Below are 25633 nucleotides of genomic sequence, written 5' to 3'. Positions count from 1 at the left end.
CACATATTGGCAACCATGTATGACTTCTGTTTCTGACTAATCGTTTAACCAATGTATGTCCACCTGAGCCTTTTACGACGCAGCCACCTAGTCTACCCGCTTCTTGACCCGCCGGTAGTACAGCAAGGATTGGATCAAAAGTATCGCATATTCAATGATGATAAAACATAACAGAAACACTAGTATCCAATTCATGTCAAAGCTATAAGTTTGTGCCATGTTGATATTCATCCGAATCAGCGCGATGTATAGGACAATGATTGGGACAAATAGGGCTAGATTGGTTATTAAAATCCTCCTGGCATGTTTCTGCATGTGTTTGTTGTCACTATACAACTGTGGCGGTGCTTCTCCGGCTTGGTATGCTTTAGCCCAGATCGTCCATTTAGATAAAAAGGCCTCACTGCTGTACATAAGCCGCCACCCTGCTTGTAGATGCATATCAAAATAACTTGGCCGATGACTGTTCTGATAATCCGCACAATAGCTAACCTGTCTAGGTGTGCCCTCTTGGAACTGAAACCGGAGACCGAACATGCTGATGCGCATCAGATTATATCCGTTTTTCTCCATTTTCATAAGCCACTGTTCCAGTTTATCAGGTGCATAATTCCAGCCGAATTTCCATTTTGTCATGATGCGGCCGGTCGAGTTTGCTGGCTTTTCACTGCTTAGGGTTGTCCTAGTGTCAAACTTGAGTCGCCTGAGCGAACGATAAAGCTTAATGAAGGAATAAGGGACCAATCCCCACACCGCCATCCAATAAGCAATTGTTACCGCCCAAAACGGACTTCCCTCCACGTGAAAACCCCCGCCTGCTGTCAGTATCAAGACATTGATAAGCAGGAAAATGAAAAAAGTAAAGATATGATAAAGGAAAATACCGCCAAATACATACATTAATATGCGATTACGCTTAATAATGCCATCACGTATAGGAAATGTACGGATAGCTTGTGCAGGCTGGTCATTTCGAAAGACCTGCCACTTGCGATGCCGAAATACAAGGTGCCAGCCGTCATTTTCCAAAGCAACAGGCAATTTCGCGTTTTTGTCATATTGAATACGAAACGTAATATCTTCAGGTTTCTCTTTTTCAAAAAAGAATTGCCGTGTCGCTGTATTCATATCCACAAAGGACCATCCTTGTGCCGCCATGTCTGTTAACCATTTTTCTGTTTTGGCGACATCATAGCTCCAAAATGGCTTGAAGACGTTAATCATAGAATTCCCCCTCGAAATTCACGGCATTTGCGTGCAATTCTTTAAGCCTAGCTATTTCTGCTTGCATCACTTGCCGGCCTGTATCGGTGATTTCATAAATCTTTTTCCGTTTCTCATCTGCATAGACGATAATCAGACCGTCGCGCTGCATTTTCGTCAATGTCCCGTAAACTGTCCCGGACCCTAAGTGAATCCTGCCATTTGTGATGGTCTCCACGTGCTTGATAATGCCGTATCCGTGCCGTGGTTCAGCCAGAGAGAGCAAAATGTAAAAAGCCGTTTCGGTCATAGGTATGTATGACTTGAATAATTTTGCTTGTTTCATATTTCTCATCCTTTTATTATGTCACACCATGACTATATCACGGTGCGACATAAATGGCAACGAGCATATTGGGAAACTTTATTACCAGAGCAAGTAGTTCACTTTTGATGGAGAAAAAACTGAGTTAACAAGTTATTTGGCATATCATTTAACATAGTAATAACAACGTTGCCAGTAGAAATGTTGAAATTTGACTTGAATCAAGGAGACATACTTCAAAGCCATCTATACTGAAGATAGAACAATACAAAAAAGGTTGCCATCAAAAAAATCAGATGTGGAGGGAAACTGATATGCAAAGGTATTTATTAAGCAAAAAAAATCAGATTACACTTATTAGTGCCATTTTAATTGTACTTGGATTCTTTGGTCGATTCGTTTTGGAAAACATAACGCTTTTCAACTGGTCGCTCATCGTCGCATCTATTCTTGGGATTGCACCAATTGCTATTCAGGCGTATCAAGCATTAAAAGTAAAAGTCGTCAGTATTGATGTGTTGGTCACGATTGCCGTTGTAGGAGCGGTTTTAATTAAGAACTATGAAGAATCAGCTATTGTTACATTCCTGTTTTTATTTGGTGCTTATTTGGAACAGCGAACCTTAAATCAAACCCGCTCAGCCATTAAAGAGTTGACAGACATGGCACCTGAAACAGCCATGAAACAAATGGAAGATGGCGAATTTGAAGAAGTGGACGTTTTCGACGTAGATGAAGGTGACATTTTATTGGTAAGAACAGGGTCAAGTGTCCCTGTCGATGGAACAGTCCTATCCGGTGAAGGCCATGTGAACGAAGCAAGTGTCACGGGTGAATCGGTACCGGTTGGTAAAAAAGAAGGAGGAGAAGTATTTGCAGGTACCATATTGGAAAATGGAACAATCCAGGTACAGGCAGACCGCGTCGGGGAAGACACAACATTTGGCCGGATCATCGAATTGGTTGAAGATGCACAAGACTCCAAATCAGAAGCAGAACGATTTATTGACCGTTTCTCTAAATACTACACACCAGCTATTTTAGGGATTGCGATTATCATTTGGTTATTTACGCAGAATACTGAAATGGCGATTACAGCGTTGGTCCTGGGATGTCCTGGGGCACTGGTCATCGGGGTTCCGGTATCGAACGTTTCGGGTATTGGAAATGGGGCACGTAACAACGTGCTTTTAAAGGGAAGTGAAGTCATCAACGACTTCAGTCGAGTCGATACAATCGTTTTTGATAAAACAGGTACATTGACTGTTGGTAATCCGGAAGTAGCTGATAAGCAATTCTACGGGGAAAATATTGATGAAGCACTCGGCTATCTGGCAAGTGTCGAACGTGAATCAGACCATCCATTGGCACAAGCAGTTCTCGATGACATTGGAGAAACGACTGTTTCGACTGTTGAAGCAACCGAAGTCGTCAAAGGTGAAGGTGTGGTTGCAACTGTGAATGGCCATCATATAGCGGTTGGCAATGCAGCGCTGATGGAAAGGAAAAACGTCACTCTAAATGAACAAGCCAAGCAAGATATCAACCAATATGAGAAGAACGGGAACTCCCTCGTCCTTACCGCTGTTGATGGCGAATTAAAAATTCTGATGGGTATCCGGGATAAAATTCGACCAGGCGTGAAAGAAGAACTGCAGAACTTGAAAAATCTCGGTGCGAAAAACCTCATCGTTCTATCAGGGGATAATCAAGGAACCGTTGATGCAGTTGCTAATGAAATCGGGTTAACAGAAGCACACGGGCACATGCTGCCTGAGGATAAATCAGATTATATTAAGAAACTGCAAGCAGAAGGTCAAATTGTTGCTTTTGTAGGTGATGGTATTAATGACAGTCCTTCCCTTGCTCTGGCAGATATCGGCATTGCCATGGGAAGTGGAACGGATGTTGCAATCGAGACCTCCGATGTCGTATTGATGCAATCAGATTTTAATCACCTGGCACATGCACTCGGTCTGACCAAAGCCATTTCAAGAAACATGAAGCAGAATATTGCCATCGCAATCGGTGTCGTCATCGTATTGTTTTCCGGTTTATTCTTCAGTGACTGGATGAATATGTCCATCGGCATGCTGGCACACGAAGGAAGTATTTTAGTTGTCATCTTGAACGGTATACGGTTGCTCCGCTATCGTTTGAGAAATCAGCACGCATAATCCAGAAGCTAAAACCAACATTAATTCTTTTTGCAAAAAAAGTAAGTGAAACTTGATTCACATCAATTCATTAACAGGGAAGTTGCCCTATAATAAGAATTAGAGATAGAGAAAAGATCTCAAATAAATTTTAAAAGGAGAGAGTCACCATGCAAAAAGCAATCATTAACTTAGAAACATTAACTTGCCCATCCTGTATACAAAAGATTGAAAATGCCCTAAAAGGCATGAACGGGATTGAAAAAGACAGTGTAGAGGTTCTATTCAACTCAAGTAAAGTCAAAGCCAATTTTGATGCAGAAGCGCTTACAATGGAATCGATCGAAAAGGCGATAGAAGACTTAGGCTATCCTGTTATTAAGTCGAAAGCCAGGGCTATTTAATCGTTACTTTCAGAAAAGCCGAGCTGGATCACTGATGATTCAGCTCTTTTCTTATGTTGGGTGCATGTCCATTAGCCATGGGTAGGTATGTTTCCGAACGTCTTATAAGAAAAACCTCGGCACTTGCTATATGACAAATTGGCTGCTACGGATTTTTAACTAAACACCTTTTTCCGACTGGATAAATTTCACGTTTTTGGTCCACCTTAATAGTATCAGTCTTTAAAAAAGGTGTGGATGCATAGATGAACATAGCAGATATCTTGACGGTGATTGGTTTTGTAGCGGTTGTGTTGATTATCGCCATTCTGTTAGGTATTGTTGTTTATATATTCTTCGTGGACCGTACACAGAGACAACACCCTGTCCTCCGAAATTATCCTGTTGTTGGCAGGGTCCGTTACTTCTTTGAAAAAATTGGTCCGGAACTTCGGCAGTATTTTTTCAATAACGACCGTGAAGGGAAGCCAATTTCGCGTAATGACTTCCAGCACATCGTTAAAAAAGCCAAATATAAGCGAGATGTAAGAGGATTTGGTTCGCAGCGAGACTTTGAGGAACCAGGCTATTATATCCGAAATTCCATGTTTCCCAAGCTAACCGAGGAACTCAGGATGGACAAGAAGATTAAACAAAAAACCAATCGATACTTACTTGTAAAAGATCCGTTATTCACGCAGCGGGAGGAACATCTGGAGGAAGATGAATCGCCGGCTTATCTACTTGATGAGGAAGACACGATTGTCGTTGGTGAAAATTGTAAGTATCCGTTTCGGGTGCGCGGCCAGATTGGTATGTCGGCGATGAGCTATGGTTCGTTGGGGGACCGTGCCATTACAGCTTTATCGAAAGGGTTAGGCATCGCCAAGGGTGCATGGATGAACACAGGTGAGGGTGGACTGTCTGATTATCATCTGAAAGGGGACACGGATGTAATCATGCAGATTGGCCCCGGGATGTTTGGTGTTCGGGATAAAGAAGGCAATTTCAATTGGGATGAATTACTGGAAAAAAGCAAAATCCCCCAGCTAAAAGCATTTGAGGTAAAACTAGCTCAAGGTGCGAAAACACGCGGCGGTCACGTGGATGCGGAAAAAGTGACGGAGGAGATCGCCAGGATTCGGATGGTGGAGCCGTTTACATCGATTGACAGTCCGAACCGATTTCCGGAATTTGATGATGCTCCGTCGTTATTTAGCTTTATCGAACGCGTCCGCGAACATACTGGCAAACCAGTCGGAATGAAAATTGTTGTTGGCAGTCATCTCGATGCGGATGATTTAGCTAAACAGATGAAGGAGACCGGAAAAGGCCCGGACTTCATTACGGTTGATGGTGGTGAAGGTGGAACAGGTGCATCCTATCAAGAGCTAACAGATAGTGTTGGTCTGCCGATTAAGTCAGCATTGCCGCTTCTTGATTATGCATTGAAAAAACATGGTGTCCGTGATCGGGTAAAAATTATCGCTTCCGGTAAATTGTTCTCACCAGACCGGGTAGCCATCGCATTGGCTATGGGCGCTGACCTTGTCAACATTGCTCGTGCATTTATGATCACGGTTGGCTGCATTCAGACGTTGAAATGCCATTCCAATGCCTGTCCGGTTGGGGTCACAACAACGGACCCGGATTTACAGAAGGCGCTTGTGATTGATGAAAAGAAACATCGTACCGCCAATTACGTTATATCGATGCGCAAAGGCTTATTCCGGGTCGCTGCGGCAGCCGGATTGGATTCTCCTGTCCATTTTAGAAGGGAGCACGTTGTATATAAAGATGCCAAAGGTAAAACGTGGTCGCTTGACGAAATATACCAGTCGATGATTCAGCCCGGTGGAGAAGGATCGATGAATGCTTAAGCTAAGCTGTTTTTGAAATGGAAGGTCTAGTTCTTAAGTGGGAAAGCACCCAGTATAATACCGGTGAAAAATCTTCCGGCTAAAACCGTCGAGCGATCCTAATGCGTGAACTATATGTTGAAATAGAACATAGGATAGGCCACTGGTGTTTTGTACATCAGTGGTTTTTTGTTTGATTATTACTATGACATCCATTAGCATGTGTACGGAAGCTGAAACGGTTTTAAAGTATGATTGGGGAAGGAGCGTCTTTTTATGAGCATGTATCAATACGAAGATCTAAAAGGATACAATCAATTGTTGCTCATTACGGGAATTGTCGTGATTGCCTTCAATTTGCGCCCGGCGATAACATCCGTCGGCCCGCTCGTCGGTGTTATTGGCGATGAGCTCGGACTTGCAAACTGGAGCGTCGGAATCCTGACCAGCCTGCCACTAGTAGCATTTGCTGTCATGTCACCGGTTGCACCGAAATTAGGGCTACGGTATACCAATGAAATTGTACTGATATGGAGCATGATTGTACTCTTGGCAGGTATTCTTATACGTTCTGTTCCCTTTGTTGTTTCTCTTTTTAGTGGGACACTAATGATTGGAGTCGGGGTTGCGGTTTCTAATGTGCTGCTTCCCGGCGTTATTAAAGAGCGCTTTCCGAATCGAGTGACGCTCATGACTAGTGTGTATGCAACAGCAATGGGGCTTGTTGCGGCGCTGGCATCGGGAATCAGTGTGCCACTTGCGAATATGGCAGGTTTCGGTTGGGAGCTATCACTTGCTTTCTGGGGACTTCCGGCTGTTGCAGGAATTGCCATTTGGGTCTATTTTGTGAAACAGCGGCGTTCGGCAGATGAGGTTCGAGTTAAATATGTTGCGGCAAGTGATGTGCGTATGTGGAAATCACGCCTTGCGTGGGAAGTAGCAATCTTTCTCGGGCTGCAGGCGTTTTTATATTATGTAATTATTGCTTGGTTGCCACAAATTTTGCAAGACTATGGCACAAGTAAAGAAATGGCCGGATGGCTGTTATCTTACAGTCAGTTTATTGGCCTACCAATTGGTTTCTTACTGCCGGTGATTGCCGGCAAATTCAAGTCACAAAGTATGCTGACTGTTGGCACTTGTCTGCTGGCGATGATAGGTACTTTTGGTTTGCTATTTGGACAGTCCAGTTTTACCATGCTTGCAAGTGTCACGTTGATTGGTGTCGGCTCTGGGGGATTATTCCCACTGGCGCTCGCATTTTTAGGGATGCGCGCAAGCAATGCACGTCAAGCAGCGGAGTTATCCGGCATGGCCCAGGCGCTTGGATACTTTTTAGCTGCAATCGGGCCAATCTTAATCGGCTATTTGAATGATATAACCCAGGGCTGGCAGCTACCGCTAATTACGCTATTAATTGTGTCAGCACTAATGACCATCGCCGGATTCGGTGCAGGCAGGAATCGGACAGTTGGAGATGAATATGCGGCCATGGATGAAGGAAGCACAGATTAGTACTGGCGGTATTTGAAAATAATTTGTAAAACTAGCGAAAAATGAATGAACGGTAAAAAGCGGGTGATGGAGATGCAGCTATTTTTCGTGATGGCTGGGGGATTTCTTGGTGCGGTGGTCAGGTTTGCGTTGGGGGAATGGATTGGTTCTGTCGATTTTCCATTGGCAACAGTGCTGGCCAATTTATCAGGCTGTCTGTTTCTTGGCTGGTTTATGACGTTTAGCAGCTGGCAGCAAGGACGATGGCGAGAAGTGTCCTTGCTTATCGGCACAGGCTTTACCGGTTCATTTACCACATTCTCCACTTTTTCTTTGGACATGATACAGCTTATTCGGGATGGTGACATATGGCAAGGAGCTTTTTACAGTGGTATGAGTATTGTTGGAGGATTGCTTCTAGCATATATAGGATATAAATTAGCTAATGTCCAATTTAAGCGGGGTGAACACTAATGCTTTGGCTAATTGGATTGGGCGGATCTCTCGGCGCTGGTACGAGATATTGGCTTGGCAAGGTACTGGCGGATGGGGCTTCGCGTGATTTTCCTATTAGTACGTGGCTGATGAATACGGCCGGATCCTTTTTACTAGGATTACTTTTGGATGGTTATTTAACTGCTCAAATCGGTGAATCGCTATGGTTGTTTGCAGGTGCTGGTTTTTGCGGAGCGTTTACGACGTTTTCGACATTTGGGTATGAAACGGTCAAACTGCTAGTGGCAAACAAAGTAAACATAGCGATTCTTTATGTCTTGACTTCGGTGCTTACGGGTGCTTCTGCAGCGCTATTAGGTCTTTGGTTGTAAAGGTCATGTTGTAATAATGAGCTTCCCGAATACGGGCGAGACCAGGCCCAAAGCTCGCGCGGCCCGAAGCCTGCTCTTTCCTCCCACAAAAAAGCGACTGCGATAATAGCAGTCGCTTACGGTATTAGTTTCCTGTCTCCTTAAAGCCGGTATTGGCTTTGACTTTTACTTTGGCGTATCGTTTGGCGTCGGCTTTGCTGCTTGACAGTATCGTGCCCACGTAGCCTGCTAGGAAGCCAAGCGGTACGGAGACAAGAGCTGGATTAGATAGCGGGAAGATCGGCTCGCCAACAAACAATGCTGCTCCTTCTGTTGGTGAAAACACACTTGGACTCATGGACACGAGGACTAATGCTGAGAACAACCCGACCAACATGGCGGAGACAGCACCTGATGTGTTAAACCTTTTCCAGTAAACCGTATAAAGGATGACTGGCAAATTGGCACTTGCTGCGATACAGAAGGCTAGAGAAACAAGAAATGCCACGTTCAAATATTGCGCGAACAAAGCTAGGACGATGGACAGTACGGATACGGCTAAAGCTGCATACCGGGCTGCGAGCATTTGCTGCCGATCTGTAGCTTTTCCTTTTTTAATAATCTGACCATATAAGTCATGAGCAAAGGCGCTTGCCCCAGATAAAACAAGGCCAGCAACGACTGCTAGAATGGTGGCAAACGCGACGGCGGATATAAATGCGAATAAGATTTCCCCACCGATAGCTTCTGCCAGCAGTGGTGCTGCCATATTCCCGCCAGGATTTGCTTCCATAATCTTGGTCTCGCCAACGAATGCTGCAGCGCCAAAACCAAGAAATAACGTCAACACGTAGAAAATGCCGATGGTCCATGTGGCGGTTATGACGGAGCTTCGTGCTGTTTTGGCATCTTTAACCGTGAAGAAGCGCATGAGAATATGCGGCAGGCCGGCTGTTCCCAAGACAAGCGCCAACATGAGAGAAATAGTGTCCAGCGGCTGTGTATACTTCAGTCCCGGCTTCAAATAGGCAGCCCCGTGGCTTGTGGCCGTTTTGACTTCACTAAACATTTCCCCAATATTAAAGTTGAACTTCAATAGAACAAGGAAGGATATAATTAACATTCCTGCCATTAGCAGAACGGCTTTAACAATTTGCACCCAACTGGTGGCAATCATCCCGCCGAACAGCACATAAATGGTCATCATGACCCCAACAATGAGAACAGCTATCCAATAAGGAATGTCAAACAACAGCTGAATAAGTGCTCCTGCCCCGACGAGCTGTGCAATCATGTAAAATAAAGAAATCGTAACCGTGCTCAGTGCTGCTGATCCACGCACCTTTTTGGCATCAAACCTAGCATTAATCATATCGGCAAGTGTGTACTTTCCAAGATTTCTTAACGGCTCTGCGACTAAAAATAACACAACGAGATAGGCAATCAAAAAGCCGATACTATAAAAGAAGCCATCAAAACCGTAAAGTGCTATCGACCCGGCAATACCGAGAAAAGATGCTGCTGACAGATAGTCACCGGAAATGGCAATCCCGTTTTGAAACCCAGTCAACTCACCGCCGGCCGTATAAAAGTCTCCCGTCGTTTGCGTCTGTTTTGACGCCCAATACGTGATAACAAGAGTCAATGCAACAATGATCAGAAAAAGAACAATAACTGTCGGGCTCATGACGCCTTCCCTCCATTCTTAATCTGTGTCTCGATAATATCGTTTGCTTGATCATCAAAGGAAGAAGCCTTTTTCACATAAATCGTGCACAATACCCATGTCATTATAAATTGGGCAAATGCAAACACCCATACCCAAGAGATATCACCAAAGGCCGGTGTGTTCAAAAAATTCGTGTACGACGTTAAAATCGGTAGTAAAAAGTAAAAAACAAGAAAGAAGATGGTATACGGTACAATGAATTTTTTTCGTTCATGCATAAGCTTTTGAAACGGCTTGCTTTGTTCCACTTTCTCGAAGTCAATCGCTTGCCCGGATTCGTCTATCGAATTGTATCCGCTTTCATCATTCATGAAAATCCTCCTCATTTTGTTTGGAATGGAATAGAGGGGTGTTTCCCATCAAGCCTGGAAAACTCCCCAACTGAAACGGATCATTTATTTTTCCATCGTGGATAAGTCGCCTGTTGGCTGGTCAAGCTCCCACGCCTTCAGCACACGGCGCATGATTTTTCCGCTGCGTGTTTTTGGCAAAAAGTCACGAATTTCTACTTCCCGCGGTGCTGCATGGGCGGCAAGTCTTTGTTTAACGAATTTGCGAAGTTCTTCCTCGAGTTCATCGCTTTTCTCATAGCCGTCTTTCAGTGCCACAAAAGCTTTAATAATGTGTCCGCGGACAGGGTCAGGTTTGCCAATAACGGCCGCTTCGGCAACGGAAGGATGTTCGACAAGCTTACTCTCTACCTCGAAAGGTCCAACCCGTTCACCGGAAGTTTGGATCACATCATCATCACGTCCCTCGAACCAGAAGTAACCGTCTTCGTCCATCGAAGCTAGATCACCAGATTCGAACCAGCCTTTCACAGGGAAGTACTTGTTAAAACGTTCTTCATTGTTCCATACGGTTCGCAGCATGGACGGCCATCCAGCTTTAATGCACAAACGTCCCATTTGCCCTGGTGACAGTTCGTTTCCTTCTTCATCCAAAATAGCTGCTTGCACGCCTGGGAATGGTTTACCCATTGATCCAGGTTTAATTGGCATGGTCGGATAGTTGGCAATAACGATACCGCCAGTTTCTGTCATCCACCAGTGATCATGGATGCGCAATTGATAGACGTTCATCCCCCAATGGACGACTTCTGCGTTCAGTGGTTCCCCAACACTCAAGGTATGACGAAGCGAGCTTAGATCAAATTGTTTCACGACGTCATCTCCCGCTGCCATCAATCTGCGGAATGCTGTCGGTGCACTCAGCCAGACGGAAACGCGGTATTTTTCAATGGTTCCGTACCAATCTTCCGGACTGAAGCGTCCACCGCGAATTAAGTTAGATACCCCGTTCAACCATGGACCGAAAATGCCATATGATGTACCGGTTACCCAGCCGGGATCGGCGGTGCACCAATAAATGTCATCTTCCTTCAGATCCAGCACCCATTTGGCCGTCTGGTATTGCTGAATCATGGCATTGTGAACGTGCAATACGCCTTTTGGCTTGCCGGTTGATCCGGATGTATAGTGGAGAATCATGCCGTCTTCCCGGTCCACCCATTCGATATCCAAGTCCCGTGAGGCTTTATCCATCTCCTCCTCAAATCGGTAAAACTTCACATCACCATCTTCAGGCGCCTCTCCGTCCCCGACTAGAATAATATTTTCCAAGTGCGGAAGTTCGTTATATGGTACACGTTCGAGTAGTGACGGTGTTGTAATCAATACGGATGCTTCACTGTTTTCGAGCCGGTCACGGACAGCTTGCTCCATGAACGCTTCAAACAGCGGCCCTGCAATAGCACCAATTTTTAATATGCCCATCATGCTGACATAGAGCTCCGGTGACCTTGGCATAAATAAAAAGACCCGATCACCTTTTTCCGTGCCGATATTCCTTAATACATTACCGAATTTATTGGATAGGAAAGCCATATCTTGGAATGTATATTTTTCATCCCGCTTCTGGTCACTATAGTACAAGGCGACCTTGTTCTTCCGCCATGTCTCGGCATGCCGGTCAATGGCTTCATAGGCCATGTTTACTTTCCCTGTTTCATGCCAGGAAAAGGCCTTTTCAACGTCTTTCCATGAAAAATTCGTACATGCTTCATTATAGTCAGGCATATTAGCGCCTGTCTTGACTGGTGCAAGTGTTTGCATCACGCTTATTCCTCCCTACATTGATAAGTTGTCTCCGTTCAGTGACTGCCAGCCAAATGCATCATCCGAATGCCATCACCCCGCAGTTATTGAAAACGCTTACGATAAAGTATAATAGATACATGCGGCGGTGGCACCAGTTTTTGTATCAATTGTTGTCATTATTGTTTGAATTATTATAATGTTCAGGTGAATGGTTAATTTTTAAATGTCTCCAGTAAAATTTTTCTCGCTGATCGGCTGACTGGCAGTGTTGTATGGTGTTTATCTTTCAAGGTTACATTATAGGCGCCATTGAACCATGGTGTGATCTCCCGGACATGATTCAAGTTGACGAGATAGCTTCGATGAATACGGAAAAAAGGTAAGCCGTAAAGTTTTTCTTCCAGTTCTTGCAGGGTCATCCGACTTTCAATTATTTCATCTTTTGTATGAATCTCCAGCATCCGGTTGGCCGGGACAGCATAATAAATAGAATCAGGTGATAAGACAACCATACGCTCTCCGTCATCAATCAACAGCTTGGACGCCGGGGATGCTTGCTGGGAGAGAGCAGGAGTTCCTTGATTAGCGCCGTTATGTGTTAAATGTTTTCTAACCCGCTTCATCGCTTGTTGAAAACGATTGTCATCATACGGTTTCAGCAAATAATCGACAGCTTCAATGTCAAATGCATCCAACGCATACGTATCATACGCCGTTGTAAAAACGAATAACGGCGGCTGCTGATAGCTGATCGCTGTAATCTGTTTGGCCGCTTCAACACCGGACATTTCCGGCATTTGTACATCCAGAAAAATAACATCAGGTTCATGCTTGGTATATAAGTCAATTAATTGTTCCCCGGTTTCGGCTCCGGGACTAATCACGACATCAGGCTCCTCTTTCAGCAAATAGATGAGTTCTTCCCGTGCTAGCTCTTCATCTTCCGCTATCATCACGTGAATCCGCTTCATATGAACTTCCTCCCTTCGTTTTTTCCATATGTATATGCGGGATGGTAAATGCTACTTCACTTCCACGGTCGGGCAGGTTGCGAATATGCAGGCGTGCCGATGCCCCCAGCAGGCTGATGAGACGTTGATTCACATTGGAAATCCCTGCCCCGCTTTGTTGGTGTTCACCCACTTGCACCATACCGTCGCTGGTCAACAACTGCTCATCAAAACCGACCCCGTTATCACGAACCGTTATCCGGATGCCGCTTGTAATACGCTCCATCTCCACGTGCACCTCACCGCCTTCTGTTACATGTTGCAACCCATGCTGGATGCTGTTTTCAACAAGTGGCTGAATGGTTGATGGTGGTATGTGTGCATGTGCACCCCCGTCCACTTTGTTAAAGTAAATCCGCAGCCGGTTGGCGAAACGCGTCTGGATGATTGTCATATACGCCTCGACGTGCTGGATTTCTTTTTCCAAATGAACAAGCGATGATGCTACCAGACTGATATTAAAACGCATGAAATGAGCCAGGCTGACCGTGATTTTCCGCGCTTTTTCCGGGTCTTTTCGGAAAAGTGCTGCTATCATATGCAGCGTGTTGAATAAAAAGTGCGGATTGATCTGGGCCTGGAGGTTACGCAGCTCCGCATCACGTATGTGCGTTTTTAATTTGTCCGACGCGATGGTGTGCAGCTGATTGGAAATCAATTGTCCCAATCCTTGTGCAAGCATGATTTCGACCGGGCGGATATGCTGTGCTTTCCGGAAATAAAATTTTATAAGGCCGGCTGATTCGCCGGTATCGATAATCGGAATGATGATGACTGATTCGAACGGGCATTTCGCATCTGGGCACTGGATTTCGGATCGGGAATAGGCTACCTGCATCTGTCCGGTACTAATCGCTTCATGGGACATTGGAGTAATAATAGGGTCGGCCGGTTGATGGTGGTCATCCCCCATCCCGATGTGTGCGAGGATTTCTTGCTCATCGGTTACTGATACGGCAGCCAATTCCAGCCGGTCATAAAGTAAACGCGCAATCCCCTCGGCCATTTCCCGGGTAGAATCCCTTTTTAAAAAAGGAAGTGCCTCCTCCGCAATGGTGAATGCCTTCTCAGCTGCCAATGCTGCCTCGTTTTCCTGTTCACGAAGAGCAATCCCGATCATGGCAGTGAATATGGCAATAGCAATACTGTTCGACAACACAAGCGGCAACCCAACCGTATTCACCATGCTGACTATAGCACTAGATCCGGGCTCGGCAATCAGCAGCATATGCATTTGCAAAATAGGTGGAAACACACCAATGAATAGGGCCTTTAACGGGGAAATCACCCGCTCATTGGAAAAAAAGCGAGCTGTCCACCCGGCAAGAAAACCGGTGACAGGATTGACCAGACTGTTTGCTATAAAGCCTATGCCCCCCATGTAAAAAAGATGTGCACCGGCAATCACGCCTGCACCGAGCCCGACAACAGGACCGCCCAGCAACCCGGCAATAACAATCGCAACGAGACTTGAACTAACAACCAGTTGATTATCATCGGCTGACCAGGCAAAAAACCGTTCCGCAATCACCCCATCCTCTAAAACGACGCCGGTCATGGTTCCCGCGACTCCGAACAGGCCAAACATGCATATATGAACCAGCGTCATTTTTTTGCTGTATTCTCGGTCAAGTAGTGATCGGAATCCCGGTATACGCGTCAGGACAAAGGCAAGCACAAGCAACAAGCCAAGCCGCTCTGACAGAATCATGGTCAGATAGGTCATGAGGAGTCCTCCTTCGTGTCAATCCCGGTATGCGCTTTTATATAGACCCGCCGGAATGATTGATGACTTTCGCGGGGATTTTCCGTCAGCAGCGTTCCGAAATAGGCACCTAAAAATCCAATGGGAATGGCGACAATCCCCGGATTTGCCATTGGAAAGAGCGGCTCTCTCGGAATCCAGCCCCCATCCGGGTCCATAATGTTTGGTCCAAGCAAAAGAAATGTCAAAGAAGCACCCAGTCCGCAGACCATCCCAATAATCGCCCCTATTTCGTTAAAACGCCTCCAGTAAATAGTGAATAACAGCACTGGAAGATTGCTCGATGCCGCCACGATGAACGTTAGCGAAACGAGTAAAGTTACATTGATATGCTGCAGCCCAAGTGCGAACAACGTAGAGATGAGCCCCACAACAAATGCTGTCCACTGAGCAGCACGCAATTGCCTTTTTTCCGTCGTCTGTCCTTTTTTAATGATGTGATAGTATACATCATGCGAAAAAGCAGTCGTCGCCGAAATCACCAGACCAGACACGACAGCAACAATGGTGGTAAAAGCAATCGCCGCGATGAATGCCATCAGGAAGTCACCACCCAGCTTCCCTGCCAGCAATGGAGCAGCCAAATTTCCCGTCGGATCAGCATCAATTAATTGATTGTAGCCGATCAGAGTGACAGCACCAAGACCGAGTACAAGGGCGATGATGTAAAACAACCCGATAATCCAGCTGGCAGTTAAAAGCGACCGGCGCACTTCCCGGACATTCCGGACGGTGAATAGACGAATTAGGATGTGCGGCAGTCCGGCCGTTCCGAGAATCAGGGCCAGATGAAGTGACAGGCTTTCCAACGGTTGATCGTAAAGATTGCCAGGCTGGAAAAACTGCTCGCCCAGCGGTGTGCCCGTTTTAACCTGGGCAGTCAATTCTGCGATGTCCCAGCCGAATCGAGCTAACACAATCAATGCAAGCAGGAACGTTCCCGACATGAGCACAATGGTTTTTACAATCTGTACCCATGACGTTGCAAACATACCGCCAAACACAACGTAAACCGTCATGAGACTGCCAATGACCAGAACAGACGTCGTATAATTAATATCAAGCAGCAACCGGATCAATAGCCCCGCGGCCACTAACTGCGGAATCATATAAAGAATGGAAATAAGCAGGGCACTGATTGCCATCAGCCAGCGCATACGGATACTGGGAAAGCGCGAACAGATCACATCCCCAAGCGAGTAATTACCTAGACGATGCACAGGTTCCGCAATAAAAAATAGAACGATTAAATAAGAAACAAGAAAGCCAATCGCATACAAAAACCCGTCAAAACCACTGATGGCGATGGTACCGATAATCCCTAAAAAAGATGCCGCACTAATGTAGTCACCAGCAATCGCCATTCCGTTCTGAATACCTGTCAGACTGCCTGCTGCCACATAAAATTGGTTTGCCGTCTTACTCTGTTTCGCCGCCCAGTATGTAATAATCAGCGTACAGACGATGATGCACAGAAAAAACAGGAAATAGGTAAGATTCAAATCATCACCTTCTTTGTTTATTTAATTGGCCTGGGTGCCGGGGCTCGCGCGAAAATCAGGAAAGTCGCGCGACCCGGCCCGAAACTCGCGCGAAAACAAAATCACCCCATCTGAAGCGGAGCAGTTTAGATGTACTAAAATTATAAATAATCTTATAATAAATCCTACCCTAATCGATGGTGTGCGTAAAGGTTTCTATTTGGAAATTGGTGGGGGCTTTTCTGTGACTATGGAAGCATCCGGTTTTATTTATAGAAAACGTTCCAACCTGATCCATCTAGCCCTTCCGATATGTACGTGTGACAAAAGCGGGAATAGCAGCATAGGCTACCATGCAGTGTCAATTACAAAAAGGGAGGATCTCAATCATTATGCAATCATCATCACAAAAAATCAGCTGGTTGCAGGATCTGAACGACTGGGCGGAACGATGTGAAGAATCAATTATTTCGTTTAAACACCAAGGAAATTTTGAAGATGGCGTGAGAGAAGAAATAGATGATTGGCTCAACCAATTTAGCCAGCTGCGGGAAAAGGCAAACGAACATCGCGTCCAACTTGACCGTAATGAAAGTGAAACGCGTACTGACGATACAGAAGATGTCCGTTCGCTGCAAGGGGAGGCAGAGTCGCTAAGGGAGCGGTTCGCTACATTTGTAGAAGAATTGCCGAATGCCAGTGTACAAAAGGAGGAAACGGCGGACAATGAGTTAGAAACCGAGCAAGCAGAGGCAACGGTTGACACGATGGAAGCAGAACAAGTGGAAGCGACAACTGACGATACGATAACCGGACAAACGGAGGCAACAGCAAACGATGATGCGGAACCGGCTTTTGAATTATCCGAAGCTGATTCTGACGCAACACAAACAAAACTACCGACAGACGACGCGGACGACGAACGGGAAGAAGAGGAATTGGACGACGATGACGATCGTAAATCATCCCGAACCGTGCCGATTGGTGAACATAAACTTCCACCACTGCCGTACGCTTATAACGCGTTGGAACCACACATCAGCGAAGAAATCATGCGGTTGCACCATGATAAACACCACAGAAGCTATGTGGAAGGCCTCAACAAAGCCGAAAAGGAAATGGAGAAGGCGCGAAAACGCGGTGATTTCTCTCTAATCAAGCATTGGGAAGGCGAGGCAGCCTTTAATGGTGCCGGACACTATCTTCATACGATTTTCTGGCATAATATGTCCCCGAATGGCGGTGGCAAACCAACCGGGGATATCAAAAAGGAAATCAGTCGCACCTTTGGAAGTTTTGATAAATTCAAGAAGCACTTTTCTAATGCCGCCGAAAAGGTGCAGGCTGTCGGCTGGGCGATACTTGTCTGGTCCCCAAGATCACACCGAACCGAGATATTGCAGGCGGAAAAGCATCAAAACCTTTCCCAACAGGATGCCATTCCATTATTAGTACTAGACGTATGGGAGCATGCCTACTATCTGCAGTATCACACGAAACGCAAAGACTATATTGACGCGTGGTGGAACGTCGTTAACTGGGAAAATGTCAATCATCGATTCCAAGTCGCACAGCATGTTCAGTGGACACCCTATTAAAAACAACCTATCATGAAAGCTGATCAGTTTTAGTACTGATCAGCTTTTAAATGTAATAGCCGAGAAGGTTAAAATGTCCCTTTTTGTGAAAAATAACGGATATATGCTATTATACACCGTACATGAATAAGGAGGCAGCTGCCCGTGATCATTGCAATTATTCTGTTATTATGTGCTTCGTTATTTTTCTCTGGCAGTGAAACGGCGCTGACAGCCACCAATAAGATGAAACTGCAGACAAAGGCAAAAAATGACGATAAAAAGGCCGAGAAGTTATTAGATTTAATTTCTAATCCAAGCGAGTTTATCACGACCATTTTAATCGGTAATAACATAGCCAACATTCTGATGCCTACACTCGTAACTGCGCTGGCAATTCAATATGACTTTCATGTGGGACTTGCCTCGGCTATTTTGACCATAACGATTCTTGTTTTCTCTGAGGTGCTGCCCAAATCAATCGCAGCGGCATTTCCAGATAAAATTTCACTAGCCATTTATCCGGTCATTCGGTTTTTCGTGTTTGTGTTTAAGCCGGTAACCATCGTGCTTAACTGGTTGACCGACGCAATCACAAACGCTTTGGCGAAGGGACAACCACCTGATGAATCGATATCTAAAGAGGACTTGCGTGCTATGGTTGATATTGCTGACTCAGAAGGAACATTTGACCAAGCCGAATCCCATCGCATAAAGGCGTGCTCGATTTTTACAACCTGGACGTAAAAGATGTCCTCAAGACACCACGGGTTGAGATCACCGCCCTGCCGATGACAGCTTCGTTTGCGGAAGTACGGGACGTCGTCATTCAAAATCCGTATACACGCTATCCGGTGTACAACGAGAGTATTGATGACATTGTCGCCGTTTTTCATTCCAAATATCTATTGTCATGGTCAGAGGAAAAAGAGACACCACTAGAGGCGTTCTGCTATACCGATCCGTTAATTATATATGAATTCCAACCGATCGAGTGGGTTTTTCGTAAAATGACGACAGAGAAAAAGCACATGGCCATCATTCTCGATGAATACGGCGGCACGGAAGGAATTCTCACCCATGAAGATGTGATTGAAGCCATGATTGGACTAGAAATTGAAGATGAGATGGACCTTGCCAACGATGCAACGATTGAAAAAATGACCGAAACAGAAATCATCTGTGACGGGAAAATAACGCTGCACCGGCTGAACTCGGTCTTTGGTACGGAGATTCCTGAAGAAGAAGACGTTCTCGCCGGCTATTTATTAAAGGAAATAAACGAATTTCCGGAAGAAGGACAGGTACTCGAACGCGGCGGCTTAACGTTCAACATACTGGCTTTGGAAGGGCGGATGATTAGAAAAGTGCAGATTGTGAAGTGACCAAAAAAAACACATAAACCACAACCTTATGAATAAGTAGGTTCTCCGCCGTTATGTAAGCGGCGGGGTACCATCTAGCACTTGCCCTACAATAGTTGAAACAGGTTATCGAATTATAATCAATAAGCCGTTATAATGGGGGTATCACTATGGTTAGGGGAGATTCAATGAAAAAGAACATTCACGTCGTTGGGGCGGTGATACTCGATGACAATAAGATTTTGTGTGCGCAAAGAGGTCCGTCAAAATCATTACCATATAAATGGGAATTTCCCGGTGGCAAGATCGAACAGGGTGAAACACCGGAAAACGCCTTGAAACGGGAAATCGAGGAAGAAATGCATTGTTATATAAATGTTGGCGCGCAGGTTGACCATACGGTTTACGAATATGACTTTGGTACTGTCCATCTAACAACATATTTTTGTCACCTTCTTGAAGGAACGCCGATTAGAACTGAACATCATAAACTAGCATGGGTATCACCAGAGGATTTGCAGATTCTGGACTGGGCACCGGCCGATATTCCCGCGATTGAAAAGCTATTGAACACTTCCCTCTTTTCTTAAATCTCTCCACATATAACAAAAAAGTATTAAAGGAAGTGGTCCGTTGTTCCATGAAGGTATCTATGAGGAAGTTATAACGCAGGAATTGAAGCAGGAATTAAACAAATTAGAAGCTAATCATTATGACATTGGCAAGGAATCGCTTGATGTGGAGGAAGCGAGAAAGAAGTTGGCTTCCTATATTTCCGAAGTAACGAGAAAGGCGTTATTCTACATACGTGATAATGAGAAGAATGATCAGGATGCTTTACTGAAACAAATTGAAGCCAGCAATGCATTGATTCAAAAACTGAACGAACTATTACCTGAAGAAGATTTTAAACGTCTGCAACTGGATGAAGAAGGGGAAGTGCTCACCTCCATCTATTCGAAAATAAATACTAGTCGCAGCGTCAAAAAAGAAGATCCTATTCGTCCGATCACACCTATTTCGGAAAGCTCACTGTTCACTGGGGCTAAAGCGGAACCGAATATGATGCATGAATTGCGAAATGAGATCTTATCTTCTGACCGAATTGACATGCTCGTATCCTTTATTAAATGGAGTGGCATTCGTGGGATTATAAAAGAACTTAAAGCGTTTACAGGTCAGGGTGGTCAACTACGCATTATTACCACATCCTATATGCAAGCGACTGACTACAAAGCCATCAAGGAATTAGGTCAATTGCCAAACACAACGATCAAAGTTTCATATGATGTTGATCAAACAAGATTACATGCGAAGGCCTATGTTTTTAAACGACATACGAACTTTAGTACAGCCTATATCGGTTCGTCCAATCTTTCCAATCCAGCTTTGACATCTGGTTTGGAGTGGAATGTGAAAATCACAGAAAAGGACTCATTTGATGTCTTTAAAAAAATGGACGCCACGTTTGAAACATACTGGAATAGTGATGAATTTGAACCGTTTCACTATGACAAGGAAGAAGACCATCAATATCTGCAAGCAACGTTAAGTAAAAAAGAACGGGACGAGAAGCCGATCCATTTTTCATTTGAAATAAAGCCGTATTTTTTCCAAAAAGAAATACTAGAAAATCTTGATGTGGAAAGGAAAGTACATGGAAAATATAACAATCTATTAGTTGCAGCAACTGGTGTCGGCAAAACGGTTATATCTGCTTTTGACTATAAACGTTTTGTCCAGGAACAAGGACGTCCCCAGCGGTTGTTGTTTGTTGCGCATAGGGAGGAAATTTTAAAACAAAGCTTGGATACATTTCGCGCGATTATGCAGGATTTAAATTTTGGTGATTTATTAGTAGGTATCAATCAACCGGATCATATCGACCATCTATTTATTAGTATCCAAAGTTTTAATAGTCGAAAGCTTGATGAGTACACGTCGCCTGACTACTATGATTTTATTATTGTTGATGAATTTCATCATGCTGCAGCAGCTTCATATCAAACATTGCTCCAATATTATCGACCAAAAGTGCTGCTTGGATTGACAGCAACACCGGAACGTATGGATGGGAAAAGTATATTACCTTATTTTGATGACCGAATTGCTGCTGAAATGCGCTTAACAGAAGCGGTTGATCAGAAGTTATTAAGCCCGTTTCAATACTTTTGTATAACTGATAGTGTTGATTTGTCCCAGGTGACTTGGCGAAATAAAGGGTATGACATGCGAGAATTAGAAAATTTGTATACGGGTGATACGTTTCGTGCCCATCAAATTTTAAAAAGTGTGAAGCAGTATGTTACCGATTTGGATGAAGTGAAAGGGCTCGGCTTTTGTGCCGGTGTGCAGCATGCTCAATTTATGGCCGATTACTTCAATCAACAAGGTGTGAAGTCCGTTGCATTGCATGGGGGTTCTGACAAGGAAACAAGGGAATCTGCTAAGAAGGAATTGGAAGCGGGGGAAATGACGTTTATTTTTGTTGCTGATTTGTATAACGAAGGGGTCGACATACCTACTGTTAATACTACTTTGTTTTTGCGTCCAACGGAAAGTTTAACGGTATTCTTGCAACAACTTGGGCGAGGATTACGGCTACATGAGGATAAAGATTGTCTAACTGTCCTTGACTTTATTGGCCAAGCGCATAAAAACTATAGCTTTGAGGAGAAGTTTCGGGCGCTCGTTGGGAAAACAAAGCATTCGATCAAGCATTACGTTGAAAATGGATTTAGCACCTTACCAAGAGGGTCTTTCATTGTCATGGAAAAACAAGCAAAAGAATATGTGTTGCGGAGTATAAGACAGCTGAGCAATCGTCGTAGTCATATAATTCAAAAGCTAAAGGATTTTCATGCCAACGCTGACCAAGCATTGACATTGAATCATTTCTTGACCTACTATCAAATGTCGATTTACGACTTTTACGGCAAGAGCGCCGATCGGTCGTTTAGTCGAATGCTAGTTGAAGCAGGTATTAAAAATGATTTTTATTTTACAGATGAAAAAATGGTTACCAAACGGCTTCCAAATTTGTTTCACTTAGATTCCAAGCGGCTTCTGGATTTTTATCTGCGGTATTTGGATGACTTTCAAATACATAGTGAAGAAGAGCGTTTAATGGCTAACATGTTTTATTATTCTTTTTATAAAAATGCACCAGTCGAGGAAGGTTTCCAGTCGATTGAAGACGGGGTGCAGCATATTGTCCAGGTTCCTGAAATCAAAAGGGAAATGATGCAAATTCTAGATTATAATCGCAACCATTTAAGTGAAATGGAATTCATGCATGACTTGGACTTTTCATCACCGTTGCGTATACATGCTAAGTACAATATCAATCAAATAATGGCCGCGATGGGGTATTATAATGAACAAAAGGCACCAGCTTTTCGTGAAGGTGTGAAACACTTTAAGGATAAAGGTGCGGATGCATTCTTTATCACATTAAACAAATCGGAAAAGGACTTCTCCCCGTCCACATTGTATGAGGATTATGCGATTAATGAGCGGCTAATCCATTGGCAAACACAAAGTACCGTTTCACCGAATAGTAAAACAGCACAACGCTACATTCATCATAAAGAAAACGACCACCAAATTATGTTGTTTGTGCGGGAATATAAAAAAGAAAATGGGTATACATCCCCATACATATTTCTGGGAACCGCGGATTACGTACAGCATTCCGGAAGTAAGCCGATGGACTTTATATGGCGCTTGCGACACGAAATGCCACCAATGCTGGTGCCGAAAGCGAATAAGAATGTATTGTAATTGAGGTGTTTAAGTGAATCTACAAGGGTTTCCGGTGTAGTAAGGTGCTTATAAAGAAAAAGCAGAACCACTCGTAATTTTTAAAGGGGCATGAAGATGATGGCATTCATGAACAACAGAAAAGGTTATTTGATCATTGCTATCATCATTGCTGTCACGGTAGTTGTGAGCTTTTCGAGTGGCGAACAGCAGTTGTATGGCAATGATAAAAGTGATATTAAACAAGTGATCAAATCAGTGGAAGGTTATGAGAATAAGACCATTCATATTTTGGAGATCAAAGATATACAGGATAATCGATTGGTTGCCTTTTTATCGAATGGCCATCCCGCTTACATGCAATTTTGGAAGAACCCGGATGGAAATTATAAATGGCAGCATGTTGAAACCAGTGAGGATGGTCCACTTGCTCCATTTTTGGTACATCTGATTAATCATGATGTCAGTGGGTTTATAGTGGTGACGAACCAGGAAAATGAAGCCGCTAGAATGGAAATAGAGGTTAATGGTCAAACGCTAAGGCAGCCTTTGAACGTGCATAAGTATTCGGTTAACTGGATAAAACTTCCGGAAGCGAATGACGGTAGCTATACACTTAAATATCGCTATTATGATGACAAGGGAAATGTGTTACGTGATTATTAAATTGCTGTATTATTGTAGTAAAGCCATTAACCAACCCTAACAACAAAGGCTGCCTTTTAGCGGTTTATTCCAGTACCTGCCCTCCATTCACATGTAGGGTCTGCCCGGTTACGAAGCGGGAATCATCACTCGCTAGGTAAACAAACGTTGGTGCAACTTCGAATGGCTGGCTTTGACGATCCATTGGGTTGCCAGCAAGCGGTACTTGGTCGGCCGAGAAACTGGACGGAATGAGCGGTGTCCAGATACGTCCGGGGGCGATAGCGTTGACGCGGATCCCTTTTTTTACAAGATTGTTGGCTAAGGCCCTGGTGAAACCAATATTGGCCCCTTTTGTCGCTGTGTAATCCATTAATTGTTCATGTCCGTCAAAGGTCACAACCGATGATGTATTGATGATGGAACTACCCGCTTCCAGGTATTTCAGCGCGGCACGGGTCGTATAAAAGTGCGAGTAAATGTTTACTTTAAAGGTATCATCAAACTGCTCGTCTGTAATATCCTCCAGGCTTAATTGTTGAAACTGAATGCCGACATGGTTGCAAAGCACATGCAGTGCACCAAATATTTCCACGGTTTTTTCGACAATATGGACGCACTGTTGCTTTTCTCTAAGATCGCCAGGTAATAAAAGGCAGCGCTGTCCTAATTGTTCAATTCTATTTTTCGTACGATTTGCATCTTCATGCTCATCCAAATATGCAATGGCCACGTCGGCCCCTTCCTTTGCAAAAGCGATCGCTGCCGCTGCGCCCATCCCGCTGTCACCACCGGTAATAAGTGCTACTTTTCCAGTCAGTTTTCCGCTTCCGGTTTCATTCGGATTTTCGATAATTGGTCGTGGAACCATGAGACGTTCCAGTCCTGGTTGACGGTACTGCCGCTGTTCTGGAACCGTAACTGCAACATCCTCGAAGCGTGTGATTGTCCCGTAGTTGGGATATAACGGATAGTGCTGTTTACTGTTTTGTTCTTTAGACACCTTTGGCGATTCCTCCTTCAAAAGCATTTACAAAATTACGTTATGTTACATAGGCGATTGTCGTGCCTGGCTGACTGGGTGAAAGAACATAAAGGATCATCTCATACAGAAATGAATAGGATAAACGCTAAGAGGAGGGATTGCTATGTACGATGCCTACTATAATCCGGAAGTATGGTACTTAATACTTGCACAGACGGGAGAAAAAGCAGAAATGAGGTATGACAATAACCCGAATAAATGGTCTGTTCCGGTCATCGGGCCCAGACCGCCATACTACGTCAATCCAAGATACGAACCATACTACCCGGTTATCTGAGTTCGCCCATCCTTAATTTCCCAATAATAATGCTGCGATCATCAGGCAGAATAGGAAATACAAATAGTAAGGAGTGATAAATATGGGTGAACAATCACGATTCCAAGCTGGTGACAAGGCACCGAATAATGGTGTTTACATTGAAGCAGGTGAGACTGGCAGTAACGTGGATGATCCACGGCAGGTGAAGTTAGCAGCAGGTGAAAAGTTTCCGGACAATGCTAACCAGGATCGTGTGTGGATCAATAAGCGTGATTTGTCAAAACCAGGTGTGCAGGGGCGCAGTAATAATCGGCGGTAAGATATAGCGGATCAAGCGTACGAAGTGATTCGCTGAATTCGACTCCGATTACGCAATGCGAGTTCGTTGAAAATGCTCCTGAAACATTTGAATATGTTACGAAAAGCTGCTGGCATACCGTCAGCAGCTTTTTAACTTTTAAAGCAATCCATTTCACTCTGTCTTTTTGTATGCTTCTGAAAACACACTGGTGCGAATAAAATAAATAGGAATGTTCGGCAGGGTGGTAGTCAAACACTAAAAAATTTGTCAAAATTAAAACTGTATAGAAGGCCGAATCGTATAACTGCATGATTTCGTAGCTAATAGATATTTTTTGCCGAACGGTTCAGGTTTAAATTTAATGGGGAGG

Annotated in this window: 21 protein-coding genes and 1 pseudogene; 13 read left to right on the top strand and 9 right to left on the bottom strand. The window is 44.3% G+C overall.

What is annotated here, in order from left to right; all coding sequences use genetic code 11:
* Positions 1 to 87: 87 nt before the first annotated feature.
* Positions 88 to 1224 (bottom strand): DUF2812 domain-containing protein, encoded by a 1137-nt coding sequence (locus FFL34_RS08670; RefSeq protein ID WP_138603100.1) that lies wholly within the window; start codon positions 1222 to 1224, stop codon positions 88 to 90.
* On the bottom strand, positions 1217 to 1549 hold the full coding sequence (locus FFL34_RS08665) for a PadR family transcriptional regulator (protein WP_138603099.1): 333 nt from the start codon (positions 1547 to 1549) through the stop codon (positions 1217 to 1219). The genes FFL34_RS08670 and FFL34_RS08665 overlap by 8 nt, the downstream gene beginning before the upstream one ends.
* Positions 1550 to 1842: 293 nt before the next feature.
* On the opposite strand from FFL34_RS08665, the gene FFL34_RS08660 reads away from it, so the two are divergent.
* The 6 genes from FFL34_RS08660 (at position 1843) to crcB (FFL34_RS08635) (ending at position 8247) form a co-directional block, all read left to right on the top strand.
* Positions 1843 to 3705 carry a heavy metal translocating P-type ATPase gene (locus tag FFL34_RS08660; protein WP_138603098.1) on the top strand — a complete coding sequence of 621 codons (1863 nt, stop codon included), beginning with the start codon at positions 1843 to 1845 and terminating at the stop codon, positions 3703 to 3705.
* 149 nt (positions 3706 to 3854) lie between these two features.
* On the top strand, positions 3855 to 4088 hold the full coding sequence (locus FFL34_RS08655) for a heavy-metal-associated domain-containing protein (protein WP_138603097.1): 234 nt from the start codon (positions 3855 to 3857) through the stop codon (positions 4086 to 4088).
* A 245-nt stretch (positions 4089 to 4333) separates the two neighbouring features.
* On the top strand, positions 4334 to 5947 hold the full coding sequence (locus FFL34_RS08650; RefSeq protein ID WP_138603096.1) for an FMN-binding glutamate synthase family protein: 1614 nt from the start codon (positions 4334 to 4336) through the stop codon (positions 5945 to 5947).
* Positions 5948 to 6202: 255 nt separating this feature from the next.
* Positions 6203 to 7441 (top strand): CynX/NimT family MFS transporter, encoded by a 1239-nt coding sequence (locus FFL34_RS08645; protein WP_138603095.1) that lies wholly within the window; start codon positions 6203 to 6205, stop codon positions 7439 to 7441.
* 72 nt (positions 7442 to 7513) lie between these two features.
* Positions 7514 to 7894 carry a fluoride efflux transporter CrcB gene (gene crcB / locus FFL34_RS08640; protein WP_138603094.1) on the top strand — a complete coding sequence of 127 codons (381 nt, stop codon included), beginning with the start codon at positions 7514 to 7516 and terminating at the stop codon, positions 7892 to 7894.
* Positions 7894 to 8247, top strand: a complete 354-nt coding sequence (gene crcB, locus FFL34_RS08635; protein ID WP_138603093.1) for a fluoride efflux transporter CrcB — start codon at positions 7894 to 7896, stop codon at positions 8245 to 8247. Before crcB (FFL34_RS08640) ends, crcB (FFL34_RS08635) begins: the two co-directional genes overlap by 1 nt.
* 124 nt (positions 8248 to 8371) lie before the next feature.
* Here the strand turns inward: crcB (FFL34_RS08635) and FFL34_RS08630 are convergent, their stop codons facing one another.
* The 6 genes from FFL34_RS08630 to FFL34_RS08605 all read right to left on the bottom strand — a co-directional run bounded on the left by FFL34_RS08630 (position 8372) and on the right by FFL34_RS08605 (position 16331).
* A complete protein-coding gene (locus tag FFL34_RS08630) occupies positions 8372 to 9913 on the bottom strand; it encodes a solute symporter family protein (RefSeq protein WP_138603092.1) in 1542 nt (513 codons plus the stop codon).
* The gene (locus FFL34_RS08625; RefSeq protein WP_138603091.1) at positions 9910 to 10266 is read right to left on the bottom strand and encodes a DUF485 domain-containing protein; all 357 of its coding nucleotides are present in this window, start codon (positions 10264 to 10266) and stop codon (positions 9910 to 9912) included. The genes FFL34_RS08630 and FFL34_RS08625 overlap by 4 nt, the downstream gene beginning before the upstream one ends.
* A gap of 84 nt (positions 10267 to 10350) precedes the next feature.
* Positions 10351 to 12069 carry an acetate--CoA ligase gene (gene acsA, locus FFL34_RS08620; RefSeq protein WP_138604705.1) on the bottom strand — a complete coding sequence of 573 codons (1719 nt, stop codon included), beginning with the start codon at positions 12067 to 12069 and terminating at the stop codon, positions 10351 to 10353.
* A 197-nt stretch (positions 12070 to 12266) separates the two neighbouring features.
* Positions 12267 to 13025 carry a LytR/AlgR family response regulator transcription factor gene (locus FFL34_RS08615; RefSeq protein WP_138603090.1) on the bottom strand — a complete coding sequence of 253 codons (759 nt, stop codon included), beginning with the start codon at positions 13023 to 13025 and terminating at the stop codon, positions 12267 to 12269.
* On the bottom strand, positions 12991 to 14790 hold the full coding sequence (locus FFL34_RS08610; RefSeq protein ID WP_138603089.1) for a LytS/YhcK type 5TM receptor domain-containing protein: 1800 nt from the start codon (positions 14788 to 14790) through the stop codon (positions 12991 to 12993). Before FFL34_RS08610 ends, FFL34_RS08615 begins: the two co-directional genes overlap by 35 nt.
* Positions 14787 to 16331, bottom strand: a complete 1545-nt coding sequence (locus FFL34_RS08605; RefSeq protein WP_138603088.1) for a solute symporter family protein — start codon at positions 16329 to 16331, stop codon at positions 14787 to 14789. Before FFL34_RS08605 ends, FFL34_RS08610 begins: the two co-directional genes overlap by 4 nt.
* A gap of 371 nt (positions 16332 to 16702) precedes the next feature.
* Here FFL34_RS08605 and FFL34_RS08600 point away from each other — a divergent pair, with 371 nt between their 5' ends.
* From FFL34_RS08600 to FFL34_RS08580, 5 genes and pseudogenes are all read left to right on the top strand, one after another.
* Positions 16703 to 17908 carry a superoxide dismutase gene (locus tag FFL34_RS08600; protein ID WP_234031464.1) on the top strand — a complete coding sequence of 402 codons (1206 nt, stop codon included), beginning with the start codon at positions 16703 to 16705 and terminating at the stop codon, positions 17906 to 17908.
* A 144-nt stretch (positions 17909 to 18052) separates the two neighbouring features.
* Positions 18053 to 19272, top strand: a pseudogene (locus FFL34_RS08595) (hemolysin family protein).
* A gap of 167 nt (positions 19273 to 19439) precedes the next feature.
* Positions 19440 to 19841, top strand: a complete 402-nt coding sequence (locus tag FFL34_RS08590; protein ID WP_138603086.1) for a (deoxy)nucleoside triphosphate pyrophosphohydrolase — start codon at positions 19440 to 19442, stop codon at positions 19839 to 19841.
* A gap of 43 nt (positions 19842 to 19884) precedes the next feature.
* Positions 19885 to 23034 carry a DEAD/DEAH box helicase gene (locus FFL34_RS08585; RefSeq protein ID WP_138603085.1) on the top strand — a complete coding sequence of 1050 codons (3150 nt, stop codon included), beginning with the start codon at positions 19885 to 19887 and terminating at the stop codon, positions 23032 to 23034.
* 96 nt (positions 23035 to 23130) lie between these two features.
* Positions 23131 to 23679 (top strand): hypothetical protein, encoded by a 549-nt coding sequence (locus tag FFL34_RS08580; protein WP_138603084.1) that lies wholly within the window; start codon positions 23131 to 23133, stop codon positions 23677 to 23679.
* A 64-nt stretch (positions 23680 to 23743) separates the two neighbouring features.
* On the opposite strand, the gene FFL34_RS08575 is transcribed toward FFL34_RS08580, so the two are convergent.
* A complete protein-coding gene (locus FFL34_RS08575) occupies positions 23744 to 24661 on the bottom strand; it encodes an SDR family oxidoreductase (RefSeq protein ID WP_234031463.1) in 918 nt (305 codons plus the stop codon).
* Between the two features lie 145 nt (positions 24662 to 24806).
* On the opposite strand from FFL34_RS08575, the gene FFL34_RS18240 reads away from it, so the two are divergent.
* Positions 24807 to 24980 (top strand): hypothetical protein, encoded by a 174-nt coding sequence (locus tag FFL34_RS18240; protein WP_171046336.1) that lies wholly within the window; start codon positions 24807 to 24809, stop codon positions 24978 to 24980.
* 82 nt (positions 24981 to 25062) lie between these two features.
* On the top strand, positions 25063 to 25281 hold the full coding sequence (locus tag FFL34_RS08570) for a YjzC family protein (protein ID WP_138603082.1): 219 nt from the start codon (positions 25063 to 25065) through the stop codon (positions 25279 to 25281).
* Positions 25282 to 25633: the final 352 nt, after the last annotated feature.

This window comes from Lentibacillus cibarius (assembly GCF_005887555.1).
GTDB classification, from domain to species: domain Bacteria; phylum Bacillota; class Bacilli; order Bacillales; family Amphibacillaceae; genus Lentibacillus; species Lentibacillus cibarius.
Note: the sequence above shows the minus strand (reverse complement) of the source record. Positions and strands in the feature narration are given on the sequence as shown.